Genomic DNA, 20,054 nt, shown 5'->3' on the forward strand with positions numbered 1-20,054 from the left:
GTCCGTCCATGCGGATCGGAATCCCCCGCGAGGTCAAGAACCACGAGTACCGCGTCGCGATCACACCCGCGGGGGTGAACGAACTGACCCGGCACGGCCACGAGGTGCTCATCGAGCACGAGGCCGGCGCCGGGTCCTCCATCTCCGACGACCTCTTCACCCGCGCCGGGGCGCGGATCGTGGCTGATGCCGACGAGGTCTGGGGCAGCGCCGAACTGGTGCTGAAGGTCAAGGAGCCGGTGGCCGAGGAGTACCACCGGCTACGCCCGGACCTGGTCCTGTTCACCTACCTGCACCTGGCCGCCTCGAGGGAGTGCACCGACGCCCTGCTGGTCGCCGGCGCCACCGGGATCGCTTACGAGACCGTGCAGTTGCCCGACGGGTCACTGCCCTTGCTGTACCCGATGAGCGAGGTGGCCGGGCGGCTGGCGCCGCTGGCCGGGGCCTACCACCTGATGCGGTCCGGCGGCGGCCGCGGTGTGCTGATGGGTGGCGTGTCCGGGGTGTACGCGGCAAAGGTCGTGGTGATCGGCGCGGGCGTGTCCGGGATGAACGCGGCCGCGATCGCCATCGGCATGCAGGCCGAGGTGCTGCTGCTGGACCGCAACATCGCCAAGCTCCGCGAGGCCGACCGGATCTACCAGGGGCACGCCCAGACAGTCGCCTCGAACGCCTACGAGATCGAGGCCGCGGTACTCGACGCCGACCTGGTCGTCGGCGCCGTGCTGGTGCCCGGGGCGAAAGCACCGAAGTTGGTCACCAGCGAACTGGTCTCGCGGATGAAGCCCGGCACCGTGCTGGTCGACATCGCGATCGACCAGGGTGGGTGCTTCGAGGACTCCCGGCCCACCACACACGCCGACCCGGTGTTCGAGGCGCACGGGTCGTTGTTCTACTGCGTGACCAACATGCCCGGCGCGGTGCCGCACACCTCGACCTACGCGCTGACCAACGTGACCCTGCCCTACGTGCTGGCGATCGCCGACCGTGGTTGGCGTGATGCCTGCCGGGCCGATCGGGCGTTGGGCCTGGGCGTGAACACCCATGCCGGATCGGTGGTCTGCGAACCGGTCGCGGCCGCGCATGGCTTGCCCGTCACACCGTTGGAGCAGGTGCTCTGAGCCGCGCGGCCGGACCGGGTTTTGCAACGCACAGCTGCTCAGTAACGGTGGTGGCCGCCATGACCGGAGTAGTCCCACCCGTAGTCCGAGCCGTATCCGTAGCCCGCGCAGCCGAAGCCGGAGTCGAAGTCGCAGTAGGAATTCTCCGCGTGCGGGGCGGTGGCGGCCGAGGCCGTGGCGGCCGGGACACCGAGCAGAGCCGCCACGACGGCGAGGCCGGTGAGCGGACGGACGAAGGTGCGCAGAGCGGAAGCGTTCACGGTGGTCTCCTTGAGGTCCGGGCCCGACGCGGCGGCCCGTGGCTCGGGCCGGCGCGCCGGGTGTGGGTGCACGGAGGTTGTCGCACACGTGAACAGATAGGGATCTTGGTTACACCGTCGCTTTCTGACGTCAGGTCAGATCCGGACGGGCGGGTTCATTTCGGGCAGTGGCTGGTGAAGTAGGCGCTGATCGCGGTCGGGTCGAAGACTGCCGCGGCGGTCGCGTTGGTGTTCACACCGGACTGGATCGTGGCGACCGTGCTCGTCGGGTCGCGCTTCCACGCCGTGCAGTACGTCGTGCGGTCCGAGGCGCTCAGCGCCTTGTTCCACCAGTTGTCCACGACGCCGGTCGTGTAGGTGTACTTGTTCACCGTCGCCGCCGGCTTCTTGGCACTGGTGGTGCCGCCCCCGCCGCCGAACAGGGCCATCCCGCCCGAGACTGCCGCGACCACCACGCCCACGCCGATCAGCGCCAGCCCGGCCTGCCGGCGCCGCGGGAACTTCGGGAGTTTCGGGAACTTGGTCTGCGGGGCGTCGGCAGCAGTGGCCATCAGCGGCAGTCCCTCTCAGCGCGGGCGGACCTGCGAAATCGGTCCGGAACTTGGACGCGCCGAGCGCCTGATCCGGCGGCGTACTTTCGGGTCGCCTCGCATGGGCCGTTCGAACGTCCAGTGCCGACGCATTGCCCCGGTTCGGCGCGCGCCGTTCGTTGGGCGCCGCGTATGAGAGTGCGCATCCCGCGTATGAGAGTGCGCATTCCGCTCATCGATGATCGGAGCGGCCTGTGCGTGGGCTCCGCCGACGCTGCGTGTCGAGCGGTCTGCCCGGGGGTTTCGCGACTAGGTTCGCCACGCGAGAAGTCCGGAGAGGAGCACCGTGGCCGAGGCCGAACTGGCCGATGCACTGCGCGGCTACCTGGACCACCTGGCGATCGAACGAGGGCTGGCGGCAAACACCCTCACCTCCTACCGACGCGACCTGCTGCGTTACCGCGACGTGCTCGGCTCGCACGGGGTCGACCAGGTCACCGAGGTCACCCAGCACCACGTTGCCGACTTCCTGGTCCGGCTGCGCACCGGCGACGCCGACCACCCTGCCCTGGCCGCCAGTTCGGCGGCGCGTGCGGTGATTGCGGTCCGCGGCTTCCACCGGTTCGCCTTGCGCGAGGGACTGACCGAGACCGACCCGGCGCGACCGGTGCGTCCGCCGCGTCCGCCGCAGCGGCTGCCCAAGGCGATCTCGGTGACCGAGGTGACCGCGCTGATCGACGCTGCCGGCCAGGGCTCGCGGACCGAGCTCATGCTGCGCGACGTCGCCCTCGTCGAGGTTCTCTACGGCACCGGGGCCCGTATCTCCGAGGCCGTCGGGCTGGACCTCGAGTCGATCGACCTCGAATCGCGCACGGTGCTGCTGTCCGGCAAGGGCGGCAAGCAACGGTTGGTCCCGCTGGGCAGTTGTGCCCGCGCCGCGGTCGAGGCGTACCTGGTCCGGGCACGGCCCGCGCTGGTCGACAGCGCCCCGACCGGCACCGGCCCGATCGGCCGGCCACGGCGGACCACCGACCGGTGCAGCGCGCTGTTCCTGAACGCTCGTGGCGGCCGGCTGTCGCGGCAGAGCGCGTGGACCGCGCTGCGCGCCGCGGCCGAGGGCGCCGGGGTGCGCGCGGAGGTCTCGCCGCACACCATGCGGCACTCCTTCGCCACCCACCTGCTGGAGGGTGGCGCCGACGTCCGGGTCGTCCAGGAACTGCTCGGCCACGCCTCGGTGTCGACCACGCAGATCTACACGAAAGTCAGCGTCGAGCATCTGCGTGAGGTCTACGCGACCTCCCATCCGCGGGCTCGGGTCGTGCCTCCCGCCATCTGAACATTCGGCACAAAAGACACTCTGGCCACTTCCACAACACATTCCGGACCGGCTGTCAAGCACCGCGGCGACACGCCGCCGGATGAGCCGAGGAGCGGCGACGTGGTGCGCGATGGTGGGACCACAACCGCCGGTCGCGAGGGGAATGAGGCTCGCAATGCAATCGCCGACCTACGGGTACGGATCGCAGCACGGTGCGACCGCTCGGGCGGACGAGGTCTTCCCACCGTTGCCCGGGCTCCGTGCCGAGGTGCCCAACGACCGCTGGGTCTCCACCGGTCGGATGGTCGAAAGGCCGGCCGCGTTCGTGCCCGAGCCGACCGCTCCCGCGCCGGTTCCCGAGGCAGGGGAGGTCGCGTCTGAGCCGGTCATCGGCCCGACCGGTCGCCCGTTGCCCGATTTCCCCCTGCCGGCGCCGATCACCACTCACGGCCCGGCCCGGGTCATCGCCATGTGCAACCAGAAGGGCGGCGTCGGGAAGACCACCTCGACGATCAATCTCGGTGCCGCGATCGCCGAGCACGGCCGCAAGGTGCTGCTCGTCGACTTCGACCCGCAGGGCTCGCTCGGCGTCGGCCTCGGGATCAACCCGCACGAGCTGGAGCTCTCGCTGTACAACCTGCTGCTCGACCGCAGCGTCAACATCCAGGACGTGCTGTTCCCGACGAACATGGCGAACGTCGACCTGTTGCCGTGCAACATCGACCTGTCTGCGGCTGAGGTGCAGCTGGTCTCCGAGGTTGCCCGTGAGCAGGCCCTGCAGCGGGCGTTGGCCCCGGTGCTGCCGGATTACGACTTCATCATCATCGACTGCCAGCCCTCGCTCGGTCTGCTGACCGTCAACGCACTGACCGCCGCGCAGGCCGTGATGGTCCCGTTGGAGTGTGAGTACTTCGCGCTGCGCGGCGTCGCGCTGCTGGCCGACACCATCGACAAGGTGCAGCAGCGGCTGAACCCCGGCCTGCGGCTCGAGGGCATCCTCGCGACGATGTACGACTCCCGCACGGTGCACGGCCGCGAGGTGCTGGCCAGGGTCGTGGAGGCGTTCGGCGACGCGGTCTTCCACACGGTGATCGGACGCACCGTCAGATTTCCGGAGACCACGGTGGTCGGCGAGCCGATCACCTCCTACGCCTCGACCTCGGCCGGCGCGAAGGCGTACCGGCAACTCGCACTGGAGGTCCTCGGCCGCTTGGGCTGAGCCGGTGCGGGCCGTCGTCTGCGGTGCCAGGCATCCCCTGAGGTCGGTTAGGGTTCGGTGGTGAGCGCGCCGGTCGTCGAGGCACCCGAGGTCGCTGCGACGGAGGTGCGCAGCACTGCTTTCCACGTCCAGCTGCCGATGTTCGAGGGTCCGTTCGACCTGCTGCTCGGCCTGATCGCCAAGCACAAGCTCGACATCACGGAGGTCGCGCTGGCGACCGTCACCGACGACTTCATCGGCTACATCCGCGGTTACGGCAGCGACTGGGACCTCGACGTGGCCAGCGAGTTCCTGGTCGTCGCGGCCACGCTGCTGGACCTCAAGGCCGCCCGCCTGCTGCCGGCCGGCGAGGTCGAGGACGACGAGGACCTGGCACTGCTGGAGGCCCGTGACCTGCTGTTCGCCCGCCTGTTGCAGTACCGGGCCTACAAGCAGGTGGCCGCGATCTTCGCCCAGCGGATCACGGCGGAGGAGCGCTACCACGCCCGTTCGGTGGCGCTCGAGGAGCCGTTCGCGCAGCTACTGCCTGAGGTACTGATCGGGCTGGGACCGGAGCAGTTCGCCGCGCTGGCCGCGCGGGCGATGACCCCGCGGCCGGCACCGCCCGGCATCTCGGTCGCCCACCTGCACGCACCGACCGTCAGCGTCCGTGAGCAGGTCGGGGTGCTGGTGGGGCGACTGCGGGTGACGGGCCGCTCGACGTTCCGTGAGCTGATCGCCGACTGCCCGGACACGCTTACCGTGGTGGCCCGGTTCCTCGGGTTGCTCGAGCTGTTCCGGGCGGCCGATGTCAGCTTCGAGCAGGAGAGCCCGTTCGCCGAGCTGCACGTGCAGTGGACGGGCGGCGGCGACGGCGAGATCGCGATCAGCGACGAGTTCGACGCGGTGCCGGAGGAGCCGGCCGCGGCGCCGGAAGCGGAACTGGCCGGGGACGACGAGCCCGTGAACGACGAGCCCATGAACGACGACGACGGCGAGGCACAGTCATGAGTGAGCGCAGCGAGCGAATCAATCAACACAGCGTTCCCGTGTTCCCTGCGGTCAACAGGCTCAATCGGCTCGGGAACGCTCGACGGCTCGCAGGCTCGCTGCCGGCGCTCCGCGCGCCTCAATCGCCTGTGCCTCATCGGTCGAGCGAGCGAGGAACGAGCGAGGTCGGCCGATGAGTGGTTCGGTGATCGACGAGGTGCTGTTCGGCTCCCGGGCGGTCGTCGCGGTCGACGAGCCCGCGCCGAGCGACGCGGCGGACGGTCTGCCGGCCTTGCGCTGCGCGGTCGAGGCCGTGCTGCTGGTGGTCGACAGCCCGGTCACCGAGGTCGCGCTGGCGCAGGCCTGCGAGTGCGGGCCGGGTCAGGTCCTCGACGTGCTCACCGCCCTGGCTGCGGAGTACGCGGCGGGCAACCGCGGCATGACGCTGCGTCAGGTCAGCGGCGGGTGGCGCTTGTACTCGAACGCGGCGTGCGCCGAGATCGTCGAACGCTTCGTGCGTGACGGGCAGCAGGCTCGGTTGACTCAGGCTGCGTTGGAGACCCTTGCGGTCGTCGCGTACCGGCAGCCGGTCAGCCGGTCGCGCGTCTCGGCGGTGCGCGGGGTCAACGTCGACGGCGTCATGCGCACCCTGCTGGCCCGCGGACTGGTGCAGGAGGCCGGGACCGACTCGGAGTTCGGCGCGATGCAGTACCGGACGACGTCGTACTTCCTGGATCGGTTGGGTTTGAACAGCCTCGACGACCTGCCGGAGTTGGCGCCGTTCCTGCCCGAGATCGCCGCCCTCGAGGGCGACACCGAACTTCCGGCCAACTGACATGCAATCCGACATGCAATCTGACGAATCGTCAGGCATCCGCCTGCAGAAGGTTCTGGCCGTAGCCGGCCTCGGCAGCCGCCGCGCCTGCGAGGAGATGATCGCGGCCGGCCGCGTCGAGGTCGACGGGAAACTGGTCACCGGGCAGGGAATGCGGGTCGATCCCGACCAGGTCCGGATCCGGGTGGACGGCCTGGTGGTCTCGACCCGGACCGACGCGGTGTATCTGCTGCTGAACAAGCCGCGTGGGGTCGTGAGCACGATGAGCGACCCCGAGGGCCGGCCCTGCATCGGCGACTATCTGATGGATCGGAACGACCGGCTCTTCCACGTCGGGCGGCTGGACACCGACACCGAGGGGCTGCTGCTGCTGACCAACGACGGGGACCTGACCCACCGGCTCACCCATCCCTCGTTCGGCGTCCCGAAGACCTACATCGCCGAGGTCCCCGGACCGATCGCCCGCGATCTGGGAAAGACGCTGCGGCGCGGCCTCGAGCTCGAGGACGGCCTCGTCAAGATCGACGGCTTCCGCCTGCTGGACCTGCACCACGGCCGGGCCGTCGTGCAGGTGACCATCCACGAGGGCCGCAAGCACATCGTCCGCCGCCTCCTGGAGGCCGCCGGCCACCCGGTCAGTCGGCTGGTCCGCACCGAGATCGGCCCGCTGACCACCGGGAACCTGGCTCCTGGCCGCCTACGCCACCTGACCTCCCACGAGGTCTCGGCGCTGTACACCGCCTCCGAGGCCGCCTCGAAACCGAAGAAGAAAAGGGTGGCCCGCAAGATGCCTTAGGGTGTCCGCCGACGGACGGGAGGAACCGGTGGCGGTACGGGCGATCCGCGGGGCGGTCCAGTTGGACTCCGACGAGCGCGAGCACATGCTCGCCTCGGTGACGGAGTTGATCTCGGCGATCCTGCAGCGCAACAGTCTCGCCGTCGACGACCTGATCAGCATCGTGTTCACGGCCACGCCGGACCTGCACTGCGAGTTCCCCGCGGTCGGGGCCCGCGACCTGGGCATCACGGACGTGCCGCTGCTGTGCGCCCAGGAGATCGACGTGGCCGGCGCGATGCCGCGGGTGGTCCGGATCCTGGCCCACGTCGAGACCGACCTGGCCAAGTCCGCGGTCGCGCACGTCTACCTGCGCGGCGCGGTCGCCCTGCGCAAGGACATCGCACAGTGACGCACCGGTGAGCGGCGACCGGCTGGAATCCGCTCTCGTCGTCGGCTCGGGGCTGATGGGCACGTCGGTGGCCATGGTCCTGCGGGCGAACGGGGTCGTGGTGCACCTGGACGACCGCGACCGGGCGACGGTGGAACTGGCCGTCGCGCTGGGGGCCGGGGAGCCGCGGACCCGCTCGACCCCGCGCGTGGATCTGGCGATCATCGCGGTTCCGCCGGCTTCGGTGGCCGTGGTGCTGGCCGAGCTGCAACGGCAGGACGTCGCGGCCGCGTACACCGACCTGGCCAGCACCAAGGGCGCGGCCCAGCGTGCGGTGGACACGATCGCCGACCCGACCACCTTCGTGGGTGGGCACCCGTTGGCCGGACGGGAGCTGTCCGGTCCCGGCGCGGCGCGGGCCGACCTGTTCACCGGCCGGCCCTGGGTGCTGACGCCCTCAGTCCGGACCGACCCGGCGGCCCTGGCCCGGGCGACCGCGCTGGTCGAGCTCTGCGAGGCCATCCCGGTCCTGATGGACCCCCACACCCATGACCTCGCCGTCGCGCTGGTCTCGCACACCCCGCAGGTGCTGGCCAGCCTGGTCGCCGCCCGGTTGGTCGACGCCGACCCGGACGCCGTCGGCCTGGCCGGGCAGGGCCTGCTCGACGTCACCCGCATCGCGGCCTCGGACCCGCGGCTGTGGACGGACATCCTGGCCAGCAACGCCACCGCGGTCGCCGACGTGCTCGCGGCCGTCGCCGCCGACCTCGACGACGTCGTCCGCGCACTGCGCGCGGTGGCCACCGACCCGGCCGACCCGGAAGCCCTCGAGCCGGTGACGGCCGCACTGCGGGCGGGCAACGAGGGCCGGGCCCAGCTGCCCGGAAAGCACGGCCAACCGCCCGCGCGGTGGACCCCGGTCCCGGTGCTCGTCCCGGACGAACCGGGCGAGCTGGCCCGCCTGCTCGCCGACGTGGGCCGCTCCGGGATCAACCTGGAGGACATGCGGATCGAGCACTCGCCCGGGCAGGCGGTCGGCCTGGTGGAGCTCGCGGTCCGGCCGCCGAACGCCGCGGAACTGGTCGCCCAACTGCGCGCCCTCGGCTGGATCGTCCACTGGTGACGCAGCCCCGTTAGGATGGGGTGACCGGCCGACCGGCGGTCACAGTGTAATTCTTCACCGATGCACGCTTCGGTAGGCAAGTGACAGGTCTGAAGGCTCTGTCTTTCCGCCTACCTGCGCGTGCACCGGCGACACCCAGGCCCAGGAGTTCGCACCGTGGAGTCGTGTCCCGCGCCGGAGGCGACGACCCTCGTCGTCGCGCTGGACGGACCCTCCGGATCGGGCAAGTCCACCGTCGCGCGTGCGGTCGCAACCGCGCTCGGCGTGCGCTACCTGGACACCGGTGCGATGTACCGGGCGATGACCTGGTGGATGCTCCAGGCCGGCATCGACGTCGCCGACGCCGAAGCAGTCGCCGCAGCCGCCGAGGCGCCCTCGATCTGCTCGGGCACCGACCCGGCGCAACCCACGATCACCGTCGACGGCGCCGACGTCGCCGAGCCGATCCGCGGTCCGGAGGTCACCGCGGCGGTAAGCCTGGTAAGCGCCGTGCCAGCCGTGCGTACCCGACTGGTGGCCATGCAGCAGGCGATCATCGCCCGCTGCCGCGCCGACGACGGCGGGATCGTGGTCGAGGGCCGCGACATCGGCACGGTCGTCGCCCCGGACGCGTGCGTCAAGGTCTTCCTCACCGCCTCGATCGACGCCCGTGCCGACCGTCGGGCGACCGAGATCAACTCCGCCGCCGCAGCCGCTGTCAGCGTCGAGTCGACCCGCGCCGACCTCGCCCGGCGCGACCGGATCGATTCCACCCGCGCCGCCGCACCTCTGCTGCAGGCCGCCGACGCGGTGGCGATCGACACCACCTCCCTGAACCTCGCCCAGGTCGTCTCGGCCGTGGTCGCGCAGGTCGCGGCGGTGCGGCCGATGCCCGTCGCCCCGGATCTGGCGCACTGATCGTGGAATCCCTCGACCACCTCGACGAGGACCTCGCGGACGCCGACTTCGACGGCAAGTTCCCGGAGGGCCTCGACGACGATGCCCCCGCCGAGGCGCTGCCGGTGCTGGCCGTCGTGGGTCGGCCGAACGTCGGCAAGTCCACGCTGGTCAACCGGTTCATCGGTCGCCGGGAGGCCGTCACTGAGGACGTGCCGGGGGTGACCCGCGACCGGGTCTTCTACGACGCCTCGTGGGCCGGCCGCCGGTTCACCGTCGTCGACACCGGCGGGTGGGACCCGGACGGCGAGGGCCTGCGGGCCTCGATCACCGCCCAGGCCGAACTCGCGGTCGCGGCGGCTGATGCGGTGCTGTTCGTGGTCGACGCGACCGTCGGCGCGACCGACCACGACGAGGCCGTCGTTCGCATCCTGCGCAGCTCCGGCAAGCCGGTGGTCCTGGCTGCCAACAAGGTCGACGGGCCTTCGGCCGAGGCCGACGCCGCGATGCTCTGGTCGCTGGGCCTGGGGGAGCCGTACCCGGTCTCGGCGTTGCACGGCCGCGGTTCCGGCGACCTGCTCGACGCGGTGCTCGAGGCGCTGCCGGAGACCCCGGCCGAGACCACCGCACCGGTGGGCGGCCCGCGCCGCGTCGCGCTGCTCGGCAAGCCGAACGTCGGCAAGTCCTCGCTGCTGAACAAGCTGGCCGGGGCCAACCGCGTGGTGGTCGACGCGGTCGCCGGCACCACCGTCGACCCGGTCGACGAGCTCATCGAACTGGGCGGGAAGACCTGGCGGTTCGTCGACACCGCGGGCATCCGGCGCAAGGTCGCGACCGCGTCCGGCCACGAGTACTTCGCCAGCCTGCGCACCGCCGCGGCCCTCGACGCCGCCGAGGTCGCCGTCGTGCTGATCGACGCGCACGAGACGTTGTCCGAGCAGGACACCCGGATCATCTCGATGGTCGTCGACGCCGGCCGGGCGCTGGTCATCGCCTACAACAAGTGGGACCTGCTCGACGAGGAACGCCATTACTACCTCGAGCGCGAGATCGAGACCGAGCTGGTGCGCGTGCCCTGGGCGCCCCGGGTCAACATCGCCGCCCGTACCGGGCGCCACGTGGACAAGCTGGTCCCGGCGTTGGAGACCGCGCTTGCGTCGTGGGACCAGCGGATCCCGACGGCCAGGCTGAACGCGTTCATCGGAACCCTGGTCGCCGCCCACCCGCACCCGATCCGCGGCGGCAAGCAGCCGCGCATCCTCTTCGCCACCCAGGCGGCGGCGCGCCCGCCCCGGTTCGTGCTGTTCGCGTCGGGGTTCCTGGAGGCCGGCTACCGGCGTTTCGTGGAGCGCCGGCTGCGTGAGGAGTTCGGCTTCGTCGGCACCCCGATCGACATCTCGGTCAAGGTGAGGGAGAAGCGCAAGCGCTGACACGAACGGCAGCTCGCGTGCGGTAGGGTCAACCCCGCCCGTTCCGCCGGGTGACTGCACGGAATACGGGCTGTAGCGCAGTTTGGTAGCGCACCTGACTGGGGGTCAGGGGGTCGTCGGTTCAAATCCGGCCAGCCCGACAGAGACAATGCAGGTGAAGCTGGTTCCCTTCTCCCCGATGGGCCGCCTCGGTCGTTTCTGACTGCCTCGCCGCCGTTGTTCGGTCGATCGGTCAGGCGCGCGTAACTCCCGCGGCGTTGAGTCGGGCGGCGAATTCCGCTGCGGCGGCCAGCTCGACCGCGAGTTGCCGTGCTACCTCCGGTGACATCCGGTTGTACGCGAGCAGATCGGAGTCCTCGTCGAGGTTGACCTCGACCGGGCCCTGCCTGTCCGGTACATCATTGCGGGAGACATATACCCGCGCCGTCCCGCCGCCTGTGCGCAGCGTTCCGAACCCAGGGCCCGTGTCGCTGGCGTGGTACGCGCCGTGAATCACGTGAACGCCTTCGAGATCCCAGGAGTCGACGCAATAGCGGGCCAAGTCTCCACGACCGCACCAGGCAGGGCAGCTCGGGAGGCCGACCGCCAATACGTCGGACTCGCTGAGTACGCCGCCGTTCCCGGACAGGAGCGCGGAGTCGGCCGGCAGGAGTGAGTGGTTCGGCTGCGGCCCGGAGTGCTCCATGCTGACCTCACGTTCTCCCGGCTAGCTTCGGGATGGTCGAAGGCCCCGTCGATGTTCACGCGTCGACGGGGCCGGCACACGTCATCGGCGGCATCGCCGCAACGTGTCGTTGGGGTGGGGTGGGGGTGGACACACCGAAGCGGGCGTGGCCCGACGCAAGGGCAGCTCCATCTGTGTGCGGGCACCCTGACGGGTATGGCCCGGTGTCACGTTGGAAACTGCGGGGTCTGGGCAGCGGCGTCGCACTATGCCACGGTCGCCTTGGCTTCCGCGACGCTTCCCGGCGTGTCGTCCGGGCAAAGGCCCGAAGGTTGGCCGCAGGCGCCGACCGAGAATTCGCAGGTCAACCGCGAGATTCGGGTCCGACGCCACCCCGGGATCGGGCCTGATTTCCGTTTCCCGGCACGGGCGTCGTCCCGCGACTGTTGCGTGAATTTGCAAGTATCTCCGAAGCGGCGAAATCGATTAACCCCACGGATGTGATGTCGGTCCCGACTTGTGGCTACCCGCCGATTCCGGTGATTGGGTGGAAGTCTCGAAGTGTCTACAGGAGTTTGCTATGTCCCCTGCTGTCGATGACGTCCTGCGCAATGCGGTTGAGACCGGCGCGGTGCCCAACGTCGTGGCCGTGGCGGCGGATCGTGACGGTATCCGCTACCAGGGCGCGGCCGGTCCGCGAGCGGTGGGCAGTCCGGAGGAAGTAGCGGTCGACTCGGTCCTCTGGATCGCGTCGATGACCAAGATGGTCACCACCGTCGCCGCGCTGCAGTTGCGGGAGCGGGGCAAGCTCGACTTCGACGCGCCGGTGGCGGAATACCTGTCCGAGTGGGACAAGATGCAGGTGCTCGAGGGCTTCGCCGGCGACACGCCGCGGCTGCGGCAGCCCACGCGGCGGGCGACCGTGGGTGAGCTGGCCACCCACACCGCCGGCCAGACGTACTGGTTCTGGAACGCCGACATGGTCCGGTACGAGGAACTGACGGGGCACCCCAACGTGATCAGCGGGACGACCGCTGCGCTGTTCCTGCCGCTGGTGGTCGATCCGGGCACGAAGTTCGAGTACGGCACCAACACCGACTGGCTGGGCCGCGTTGTCGAGGAGGTCGCCGGCCAGCGACTGGACACGTACTTCGCCGAGCACATCACCGGCCCGCTCGGCATGGTCGACACCGTTTTCGGAGTTGACGAGGAGCGCCGCGAGCGCAAGGTCGCGTTGCACTTCCCGGCCGAGGGCGGCGGTTGGGTCGCCTCCGACATGGAGCTGCCGGCCGACCCGGACTACTGGAGCGGCGGCCACGGCTTGTACTCCACGGCGCAGGACTACTTGCGCTTCGCCCGGATGCTGCTGGGCGGCGGCGTGTTCAGCGGGAGCCGGATCCTGGCCGAGGACACCGTCGCGGAGGCGTTCACCAACCGGATCGGCGGGCTCGAGGTCCCGGAGCGCGTGTCAGCTGCCTCGCCTGCGCACAGCTGCGACTTCGTCTACGGACCCGATCGCAAATGGGGCTGGGGTCTGCTGCTCAACACCAAGGACGAGCCCGGTCGACGCCGCGCGGGCAGCGGGGCCTGGGCGGGACTGGCCAACACTCACTTCTGGATCGACCCGACCAGCGGGATCACCGGCGCGATCTTCTCCCAGTACCTGCCGTTCGCGACCCCGGGCTACGTGCAGATGTACGCCGACTTCGAGAAGGCGATCTACGACCTGGTCTGACGCTGTGTCAGATCGGTTCAGCCGAACGTGAAGTCGTAGGCCTGGATGCCGGGCCCGAAGCTCAACTGCAGGACGCCTCGGCCCTTCTTCGGCGGTGCCGTGGTCAGCTGGTACAACGTCGGTACCCCCTTCACCGGCACGGTGTTCACGTGCTTGCCGTCGAGGACGACGTCGACCGTGCCGTCGCCGCCGAGCACCAGGTAGACCTTGTCGGCCTGGTAGTCCAGGCGCAGCGCGGCGCCCGGACCGGCGGTCATCTGTTGCGGCCCGATCGTCCAGGTTCCGTTCAGCGCCACGGTGTCCGGGTACAGCCGGCCGTCGTATCGGTACGGCGTCGGGCGGTCCTTGACCGGATCCGGCGCGGTGCCGGAGACAGCCAGGGCGTGGCCGTAGCCGAGGTAGGTCTCACCGGTGCCGCCGGTGATCGGTTCCGGGTCGGTGCCGACCGACGCCGTGCCCAGGTTCACGCCCTGCTTGGCCTGGCTCAGCAACTGCCGGATCAGGTTCTCGGTGGTCTGGTAGCTGCCCTCGCCGAACGAGCGGTGCCGTACCGTTCCGGTCGCGTCGATCAGGTACTCGGCAGGCCAGTACTCGTTCGAGTAGGCGTTCCAGGTCGAGAAGTCGTTGTCCAGTGCGATCGGGTACCGCACACCCAGGCGGGCCGCCTGCTCGACCACGTTGGACTTCACGTGCTCGAACGCGAACTCGGGGGAGTGCACTCCGACCACGACCAGGCCGTCCGCGGCGTACTTCTTCGCCCAGCCCTCCACGTAGGGCAGGGTGCGTTGGCAGTTGATGCAGCTGTAGGTCCAGAAGTCGACCAGGACGACCTTGCCCGCCAGGTCGGAGATCTTCAGCGGCTTGCCGTCCGGCGTGTTCAGCCAACTGGTGATCCCGGCGAACTCCGGGGCCGGTCCGCAGTTCTGGATGACGTCGCTGTCCGGGGCGCAGCCCTCGTCGGTGGCCAGCGGTGAGGCCTTCCGGTCCTCACCGGTGACCAGCGAGCGCAGCCGGGACGCGGCGTCGTTGTTCTCCTCGACCTTGCTCTGCAGCACCTCGGTGTAGCGGGGCACGTGTCGCTGCAGCGGGTCGGCCAGGTTGAACGCGAGCACCACCGCCATCGCGATCATGACCACGCCGCCGGTCGTCCGCAGTCGCACCGCGTGCCGACGCAGGAAGCCGGCGCGGGAGAGGATCGCGTCGCGGGCGAGGGCCAGGACCAACAACGGAAGTGCGGCCCCGATCGCGAACGCGAACGTCAACGTGATCGTCCGGAACCCGAACCGATGTGTCGCGCCGACCACCGCGATCGTCGCCAGCACCGGCCCGGCGCACGGCGCGAACAGCAGCCCCATGCCGAGCCCGAGGACCAGACCGTTCCCGCGGGTGTTCACCGCCCGCTTGGGCAGCCGAGCGAACGGCCGTTCCAGGATTGCGGCCACCCGGTGCGAGACCAGCCCGACGCCGATCAGCGCAAGAACGCCGATGCCGATCTTGCGCAACAGGTCCTCCGGCAGACCGAACGCGTCGAGCACGATCGAGCCGAACAGCGCGGAGAGGCTGAAGCTGAGCACGAGCCCGCTGACGATCCCCAACGGACGGCGCACGCTCACCCGCTTGCGGGGCGGTGCCGCGACTGCCGGCCCGCCGCCCTCCTCCACACTCGCCTGCGCCGGCGCGTCGCTCTCCTCCAGCGTGGCCGGGTCGGCCAGCAGGATCGGCACCATCGGCAGCACGCACGGTGAGAGGCTGGTGATCATCCCGGCCAGCAAGCCGATCAGGATGGTGATCATGGGCCGGGGCACTCCGATCGTCGAGCGGCGTCTCTTGCGAGGTTAGGTTCGCAAGGGATTCGGCGCCCAGACCGATCCGGATTACCGACCTATTAAGGTCGTTTCCCCGGACATCCGCGTTGGAAGTCCAGCCGCACGACAGCGGGCCCGTGCCGGCGCATCAGCGGCAGCAGGCGGCGCGCGGTCAGCACGGTGCTGGACAGCGGGTCGCCGATCGCCGGTGGATCGACCAGTCGGGCCCGGCCGATCGCCGGGTCCTCGCTCAGTTCGTCGACCAGTCGACCCGGGGTGACCCCCCAGGGCATCGGCGGCGGCCGGTAGCCGCCGGGTCCGGGAAGCCCGCGCACGGTCAGCTGGGACACCCGGCGCGGCACCGTGTCGAACACCATCGACCCGCCCGGGAACTCCTCGGCGCAGCGCTGGATCAGGGCCCGAACCTGCGCCGGTGGCAGGTACATGAGCAGCCCCTGCGCCACGACCATCACGTGGTCGTCCGCGGTGGCGCCCAACTCCTCGATCCACTTCGGGTCCAGCGCCGACCCGGCCAGCGTCCGCCGCCGCGGCGGGTCGTCGGGCAGCAGCGCGGTCCGCAGCGCCGCGGTCTCCGGCAGTTCGACGGTGAACCAACGCACCTTGCCGTCGTCGACCCGCCAGAACTGGGTCTCCAGGCCCTCGCCGAGCACCACCACGGTCGCGCCGGGGTAGGCGTTCATGAACTGCCGCACCTGGGTGTCGAAGGCCGCGGCCCGCAGGCCGATGAACCGACCCAGCCACGGCGGGGCCGACCCGAAGCGGCCGTAGAAGTCGAAGTCGATCGCGGCGAGCACGTCGATCGCCTTCGGGTCCTCGATCACCGAGTACGCCGAGTCGGCCTCGCGTGCCCGGTGGTACAGCGTCCACAACGTCGTCTCCGGAACCCCCGCGAGATCGGTCCGTACCCGGCCCCGTCGGTCCGGCATCCCCTCGGTCTCCATCCCCTGAGCCTACGTCGGAGGTTTTCTGACACACCGTCACGAAAACGCCGGTTCGCACAACCAGCGGGTCGAGGAGTTGACACGTGCGCAATATCCCGGAAACACCGGCGGGTCAGTCTGAAGGCCGTCGGGGGAGGAGTCGCCGGTGTTGCTGCAATTGCGGATCGACCTGCCGGACCGTCCGGGGTCGTTGGCCCGGGTCGGCCGGGTGCTGGGTGCGTTGGGGGCCGACATCCGGGCTATGAACGTGCTGGACCACATCGGGGCTCGGGTGATCGACGAGTTCACGGTCGAGTGGTCGAACTACCCGGGTGACGACCGGCTCGCACAGGCTTTGACGGCGGTGCCGGGGGTTGTGCTGCAGGGGGCGTGGCGCACGTTGGCCCGCCCGGACGCGTTCCCGGACCTCGACGTGCTGCTGCACGTGAAGGCCCAACCGGAGCGCGCCGTCCAGACGCTGGTCGACGCCCTGCCCGGGGCGCTGAACGCGGACTGGGCAGTCGTGCTGGCCACCGGACCGGAGCGGACGACGATCGCCGCCAGCCCCGATGCCCCGGAGGACTCACTACCGGACATCCGCCCGACCCACCCGCTCGCGTTCAGCTCCGGACCGGGGATCCACCTGGCCGCGGTGCCCACCCCCGGCGCCACCGTCTACGTGGCCCGCTCGAGCGGCGGCCCGCTGTTCCACCGGGTGGAACTGGCTCGGTTGACCCGCCTGGTCGAGGTGGCCTGCGCGATCGCCGGGACCGGCGCGCTGCGCAGTCCGGCCCGCGAACGGGCGCACTCCGGCTGATCGGCGGCAGTCGGTCGCTGACCCCGCCGCTCCGCCCCGTCCCGAGTAGGGTCGAAGGCGGGTGGCGAGGAGGAGCGTGTGGCCGAGCCGACTGGGGCGTCGCTGGAGCGGGTCCTCACGCTGCCGAACGCGCTGAGCTTGGTCCGCGTGCTCGGTGTGCCGCTGTTCCTGTACCTCATCCTGGGCCCGCACGCCGACGGCGCCGCGTTGGCGATCCTGATGCTGTCCGGGGCGACCGACTACTTCGACGGCTGGCTGGCCCGAAAGCTGAACCAGACCAGCCGGTTGGGGCAGCTGCTCGACCCGGCCGCCGACCGGTTGTACATCGTGGCCACGTTGATCGGACTCACGATCCGCGGGATCCTGCCGGTGTGGCTCACGTTGTTCCTGGTGGCCCGCGACGTCATGCTCGCCGGCTGCGTGCCGCGGCTGCGTCGCCTCGGGTACGGCCCGGCCCTGCCCGTGCACTATCTGGGGAAGGCAGCCACTTTCAATCTGCTTTACGCGTTCCCGTTCCTGCTGCTCGCCGACCACTCGGGGGCCGGCATGACGGCGATGCAGACGTTGGCCTCGGTATTCGGCTGGGCTTTTGCAATCTGGGGTACCGGGTTGTACTGGTGGGCAGGAATCCTCTATGTGATGCAGGTGCGTGCACTGTCGGCCGTTGAGCAGACCGGGGTTCCGACACCGGTCTGACGACGGGTAGCACGGAGGTGATGCGGGGTGAAAGCGGTCGTCATGGCCGGCGGCGAGGGGACTCGCCTGCGCCCGTTGACTGCCGCGATCCCGAAACCACTGCTGCCGGTGGTCAGTCAGCCGCTGATGGGGCACGTGCTGCGGTTGTTGCGCCGTCACGGGCTCACCGAGGTCGTCGTCACCGTCCAGTTCCTCGCCGCACTGGTGCGCAACCACTTCGGCGACGGCGAGGAGCTGGGTATGTCCATCTCCTACGCCAACGAGGCCACCCCGCTGGGCACGGCCGGCAGCATCAAGAACGCCGAGGACGCGCTGTGCGACGGCACGTTCCTGGTCATCTCCGGCGACGCGCTCACCGATATCGACCTCTCCGACCTGCTGCGCTTCCACCAGGAGCGCGGGGCGCTGGTCACCGCGTGCCTGAAGCGGGTCGCCAACCCGCTGGACTTCGGCATCACGATCCTGGGCGAGGACGGCCGCATCGAGCGCTTCCTGGAGAAGCCGACCTGGGGCCAGGTCTTCTCGGACACCGTCAACACCGGCATCTACGTGATGGAGCCGGAGGTCTTCGACTACATCCCGGCCGGGGAGCAGGTCGACTGGTCCGAGGACGTGTTCCCGGCGCTGCTGGCCAAGGACAAGGCGCTGTACGGCTACGTGGCCGAGGGCTACTGGGAGGACGTCGGCACCCACGAGAAGTACCTGCAGGCCCAGGCCGACGTGCTGGCCAAACGGGTGCACGTCGAGATCGACGCGTTCGAGATGGCTCCGGGCGTCTGGGTCGGTGAGGGTGCCCACGTCGACCCGGCCGCGGTGCTGCGCGGGCCGCTGTACATCGGCGACTACGCCCAGGTCGAGAGCGGCGCCGAACTGCGCGAGTACACCGTGCTGGGCAGCAACGTGGTCGTGAAGCACGGGGCGTTCCTGCACCGGACCGTCGTGCACGACAACGTCTACATCGGGCCCCAGACAAACCTGCGCGGCTGTGTGATCGGCAAGAACGCCGACGTCATGCGGGGGGCGCGGGTCAACGAGGGCGCCGTGGTGGGCGACGAGTGCCTGGTCGAGGAGGAGGCGATCCTGGCCGCCGGGGTCAAGGTCTACCCGGCCAAGACGATCGAGGCCGGCGCGGTGGTCAACCAGAGCGTGATCTGGGAGTCCCGGGGGGCCCGCACATTGTTCGGCCCGCGCGGGGTGTCCGGGATCGTGAACGTGGAGATCACTCCGGAACTCGCGGTTCGCCTGGCCAGCGCCTACGCGACCACGTTGAAGAAGGGCGACACGGTGCTGACCGCCCGCGACGGATCCCGGGCCGCCCGGGCGCTGAAGCAGGCCGTGATCTCCGCGCTGCAGGCCTCCGCGATCAACGTCCGCGACCTGGAGATGCAGCCGCCGGCCGTGTCCCGCATGGAGGCCTCCCGCGGGATCGCGGGTGGGGTGCTGATCCGGACCACGCCCGGGCAGGGCGACCGCGTCGACATCGCGTTCCTCGACGCCACCGGCACGGACCTGTCGGCAGCGCAACGCAGCCGACTCGAGCGGCTCTACCGCCGCCAGGAGTTCCGCCGGGCGTTCCCCGGCGAGATCGGCGACCTGACGTACTCGCCGCGGGCCGGGGAGACCTACGTCCGGGCGGTGCTCGACGCGATCGACATCACCGGGGTGCCGTCCGGCACCGACGCCCGGATGAAGGTCGTCGTCGACGCAGGCAACGGCGCCGCGGGCTTGCTGCTGCCCGGCCTGGTCGGCGGTCTGGGTGTCGACGTGCTCACCGTCAACCTCGGCATCGACGAGTCCCGACCGACCCGCACGGTCGAGGACCGCGCGGTCGCGCTGAATCGGCTCGGCGAACTCGTGGCCTCCTCGCGTTCCGCCTTCGGCGTCGCGTTCGACCCGCTGGGGGAGCGGATCTCGCTGGTCGACGAACGCGGCGAGGTCATCGAGGACGACCGGGCCCTGCTCGTGGTCATGGACCTGGTGGCCGCCGAACGGCGCACCGGCCGCATCGCGCTGCCGGTCACCACGACCCGGGTCGCCCAGGCCGTGGCCGGCTTCCACGGCGTCGAGATCACCTGGACCGGGACCGCGCCGGATGGCCTGGCCCGGGCGGTCACCGACTCGGCGCTGATCCTCGGCGGCGACGGCAAGGGCGGCTTCGTGATCCCCGAGGTGGGCAACGCGGTCGACGGGACGGCGGCGTTCGTCCGCCTGGTCGGCCTGGTCGCCCGCACCCAACTGACGCTCAGTCAGATCGACGCCCGGATCCCGCGGGCCCACGTGCGCTACCGGGCGATCGACACCCCCTGGTCGGCGAAGGGAGCCGTCATGCGGGCGGTGGTCGAGGCCGCCGGGCAGCGGGTTCTGGACACCACCGACGGGGTCCGGGTCGTCGAGCGCGACGGCAGCTGGTCGTTGGTGCTGCCCGACCCCGCAGCCGCGGTGATCCACCTGTGGACCGAGGCCGCCGAGGACGACGCCGCCGAGCAATTGCTCACCGGCTGGATCGACCAGGTCAAGCGAGCCGGAGCCTGACCCAACGCGGCATGCAT

The 20,054-nt window shown here is 70.4% G+C and carries 19 protein-coding genes and 1 tRNA gene; 15 read left to right on the forward strand and 5 right to left on the reverse strand.

What is annotated here, in order from left to right; genetic code table 11:
- Positions 1-8 precede the first annotated feature (8 nt).
- Positions 9-1,121 carry an alanine dehydrogenase gene (ald, locus tag VHU88_03545; GenBank protein HEX3610739.1) on the forward strand — a complete coding sequence of 371 codons (1,113 nt, stop codon included), beginning with the start codon at positions 9-11 and terminating at the stop codon, positions 1,119-1,121.
- 38 nt (positions 1,122-1,159) lie between these two features.
- Here the strand turns inward: ald and VHU88_03550 are convergent, their stop codons facing one another.
- A complete protein-coding gene (locus VHU88_03550; GenBank protein HEX3610740.1) occupies positions 1,160-1,381 on the reverse strand; it encodes a hypothetical protein in 222 nt (73 codons plus the stop codon).
- A 155-nt stretch (positions 1,382-1,536) separates the two neighbouring features.
- Positions 1,537-1,932 (reverse strand): hypothetical protein, encoded by a 396-nt coding sequence (locus VHU88_03555; GenBank protein HEX3610741.1) that lies wholly within the window; start codon positions 1,930-1,932, stop codon positions 1,537-1,539.
- Positions 1,933-2,257: 325 nt separating this feature from the next.
- On the opposite strand from VHU88_03555, the gene xerD reads away from it, so the two are divergent.
- The 10 genes from xerD (at position 2,258) to VHU88_03605 (ending at position 10,987) form a co-directional block, all read left to right on the forward strand.
- Entirely contained in the window at positions 2,258-3,247 is a 990-nt protein-coding gene (gene xerD / locus VHU88_03560) for a site-specific tyrosine recombinase XerD (GenBank protein ID HEX3610742.1), read from the forward strand.
- 157 nt (positions 3,248-3,404) lie between these two features.
- Entirely contained in the window at positions 3,405-4,448 is a 1,044-nt protein-coding gene (locus tag VHU88_03565) for a ParA family protein (GenBank protein ID HEX3610743.1), read from the forward strand.
- 60 nt (positions 4,449-4,508) lie between these two features.
- A complete protein-coding gene (locus VHU88_03570) occupies positions 4,509-5,438 on the forward strand; it encodes a segregation/condensation protein A (protein HEX3610744.1) in 930 nt (309 codons plus the stop codon).
- 172 nt (positions 5,439-5,610) lie between these two features.
- A complete protein-coding gene (scpB, locus tag VHU88_03575) occupies positions 5,611-6,252 on the forward strand; it encodes an SMC-Scp complex subunit ScpB (protein ID HEX3610745.1) in 642 nt (213 codons plus the stop codon).
- Positions 6,253-6,265: 13 nt separating this feature from the next.
- Complete coding sequence (locus VHU88_03580) at positions 6,266-7,048, forward strand: pseudouridine synthase (protein HEX3610746.1); 783 nt, start codon at positions 6,266-6,268, stop codon at positions 7,046-7,048.
- 1 nt (position 7,049) lies between these two features.
- The gene (gene aroH / locus VHU88_03585) at positions 7,050-7,439 is read left to right on the forward strand and encodes a chorismate mutase (protein ID HEX3610747.1); all 390 of its coding nucleotides are present in this window, start codon (positions 7,050-7,052) and stop codon (positions 7,437-7,439) included.
- A gap of 7 nt (positions 7,440-7,446) precedes the next feature.
- Positions 7,447-8,541: a prephenate dehydrogenase gene (locus VHU88_03590; GenBank protein ID HEX3610748.1), complete on the forward strand. Its 1,095-nt coding sequence runs from the start codon at positions 7,447-7,449 to the stop codon at positions 8,539-8,541.
- 156 nt (positions 8,542-8,697) lie between these two features.
- Positions 8,698-9,438, forward strand: a complete 741-nt coding sequence (cmk, locus tag VHU88_03595) for a (d)CMP kinase (GenBank protein ID HEX3610749.1) — start codon at positions 8,698-8,700, stop codon at positions 9,436-9,438.
- A gap of 2 nt (positions 9,439-9,440) precedes the next feature.
- On the forward strand, positions 9,441-10,847 hold the full coding sequence (gene der / locus VHU88_03600) for a ribosome biogenesis GTPase Der (protein HEX3610750.1): 1,407 nt from the start codon (positions 9,441-9,443) through the stop codon (positions 10,845-10,847).
- Between the two features lie 66 nt (positions 10,848-10,913).
- Positions 10,914-10,987, forward strand: a tRNA-Pro gene (locus tag VHU88_03605).
- 92 nt (positions 10,988-11,079) lie between these two features.
- On the opposite strand, the gene VHU88_03610 is transcribed toward VHU88_03605, so the two are convergent.
- Positions 11,080-11,343 (reverse strand): hypothetical protein, encoded by a 264-nt coding sequence (locus tag VHU88_03610; protein ID HEX3610751.1) that lies wholly within the window; start codon positions 11,341-11,343, stop codon positions 11,080-11,082.
- A gap of 748 nt (positions 11,344-12,091) precedes the next feature.
- Between VHU88_03610 and VHU88_03615 the strand changes: the two genes are divergently transcribed.
- Positions 12,092-13,246: a serine hydrolase domain-containing protein gene (locus VHU88_03615; GenBank protein ID HEX3610752.1), complete on the forward strand. Its 1,155-nt coding sequence runs from the start codon at positions 12,092-12,094 to the stop codon at positions 13,244-13,246.
- A gap of 17 nt (positions 13,247-13,263) precedes the next feature.
- On the opposite strand, the gene VHU88_03620 is transcribed toward VHU88_03615, so the two are convergent.
- Together VHU88_03620 and VHU88_03625 are read right to left on the reverse strand one after the other, a co-directional pair.
- Complete coding sequence (locus VHU88_03620) at positions 13,264-15,039, reverse strand: cytochrome c biogenesis protein DipZ (protein ID HEX3610753.1); 1,776 nt, start codon at positions 15,037-15,039, stop codon at positions 13,264-13,266.
- A gap of 92 nt (positions 15,040-15,131) precedes the next feature.
- Complete coding sequence (locus VHU88_03625; protein HEX3610754.1) at positions 15,132-16,013, reverse strand: class I SAM-dependent methyltransferase; 882 nt, start codon at positions 16,011-16,013, stop codon at positions 15,132-15,134.
- Between the two features lie 145 nt (positions 16,014-16,158).
- On the opposite strand from VHU88_03625, the gene VHU88_03630 reads away from it, so the two are divergent.
- From VHU88_03630 to VHU88_03640, 3 genes are all read left to right on the forward strand, one after another.
- Positions 16,159-16,809: an ACT domain-containing protein gene (locus VHU88_03630; protein HEX3610755.1), complete on the forward strand. Its 651-nt coding sequence runs from the start codon at positions 16,159-16,161 to the stop codon at positions 16,807-16,809.
- Positions 16,810-16,887: 78 nt separating this feature from the next.
- Complete coding sequence (locus tag VHU88_03635; protein ID HEX3610756.1) at positions 16,888-17,505, forward strand: CDP-alcohol phosphatidyltransferase family protein; 618 nt, start codon at positions 16,888-16,890, stop codon at positions 17,503-17,505.
- 27 nt (positions 17,506-17,532) lie between these two features.
- Positions 17,533-20,037, forward strand: a complete 2,505-nt coding sequence (locus VHU88_03640) for a sugar phosphate nucleotidyltransferase (protein HEX3610757.1) — start codon at positions 17,533-17,535, stop codon at positions 20,035-20,037.
- Positions 20,038-20,054 lie beyond the last annotated feature (17 nt).

This window comes from Sporichthyaceae bacterium, from assembly GCA_036269075.1.
Classification (GTDB): Bacteria; Actinomycetota; Actinomycetes; order Sporichthyales; family Sporichthyaceae; genus DASQPJ01.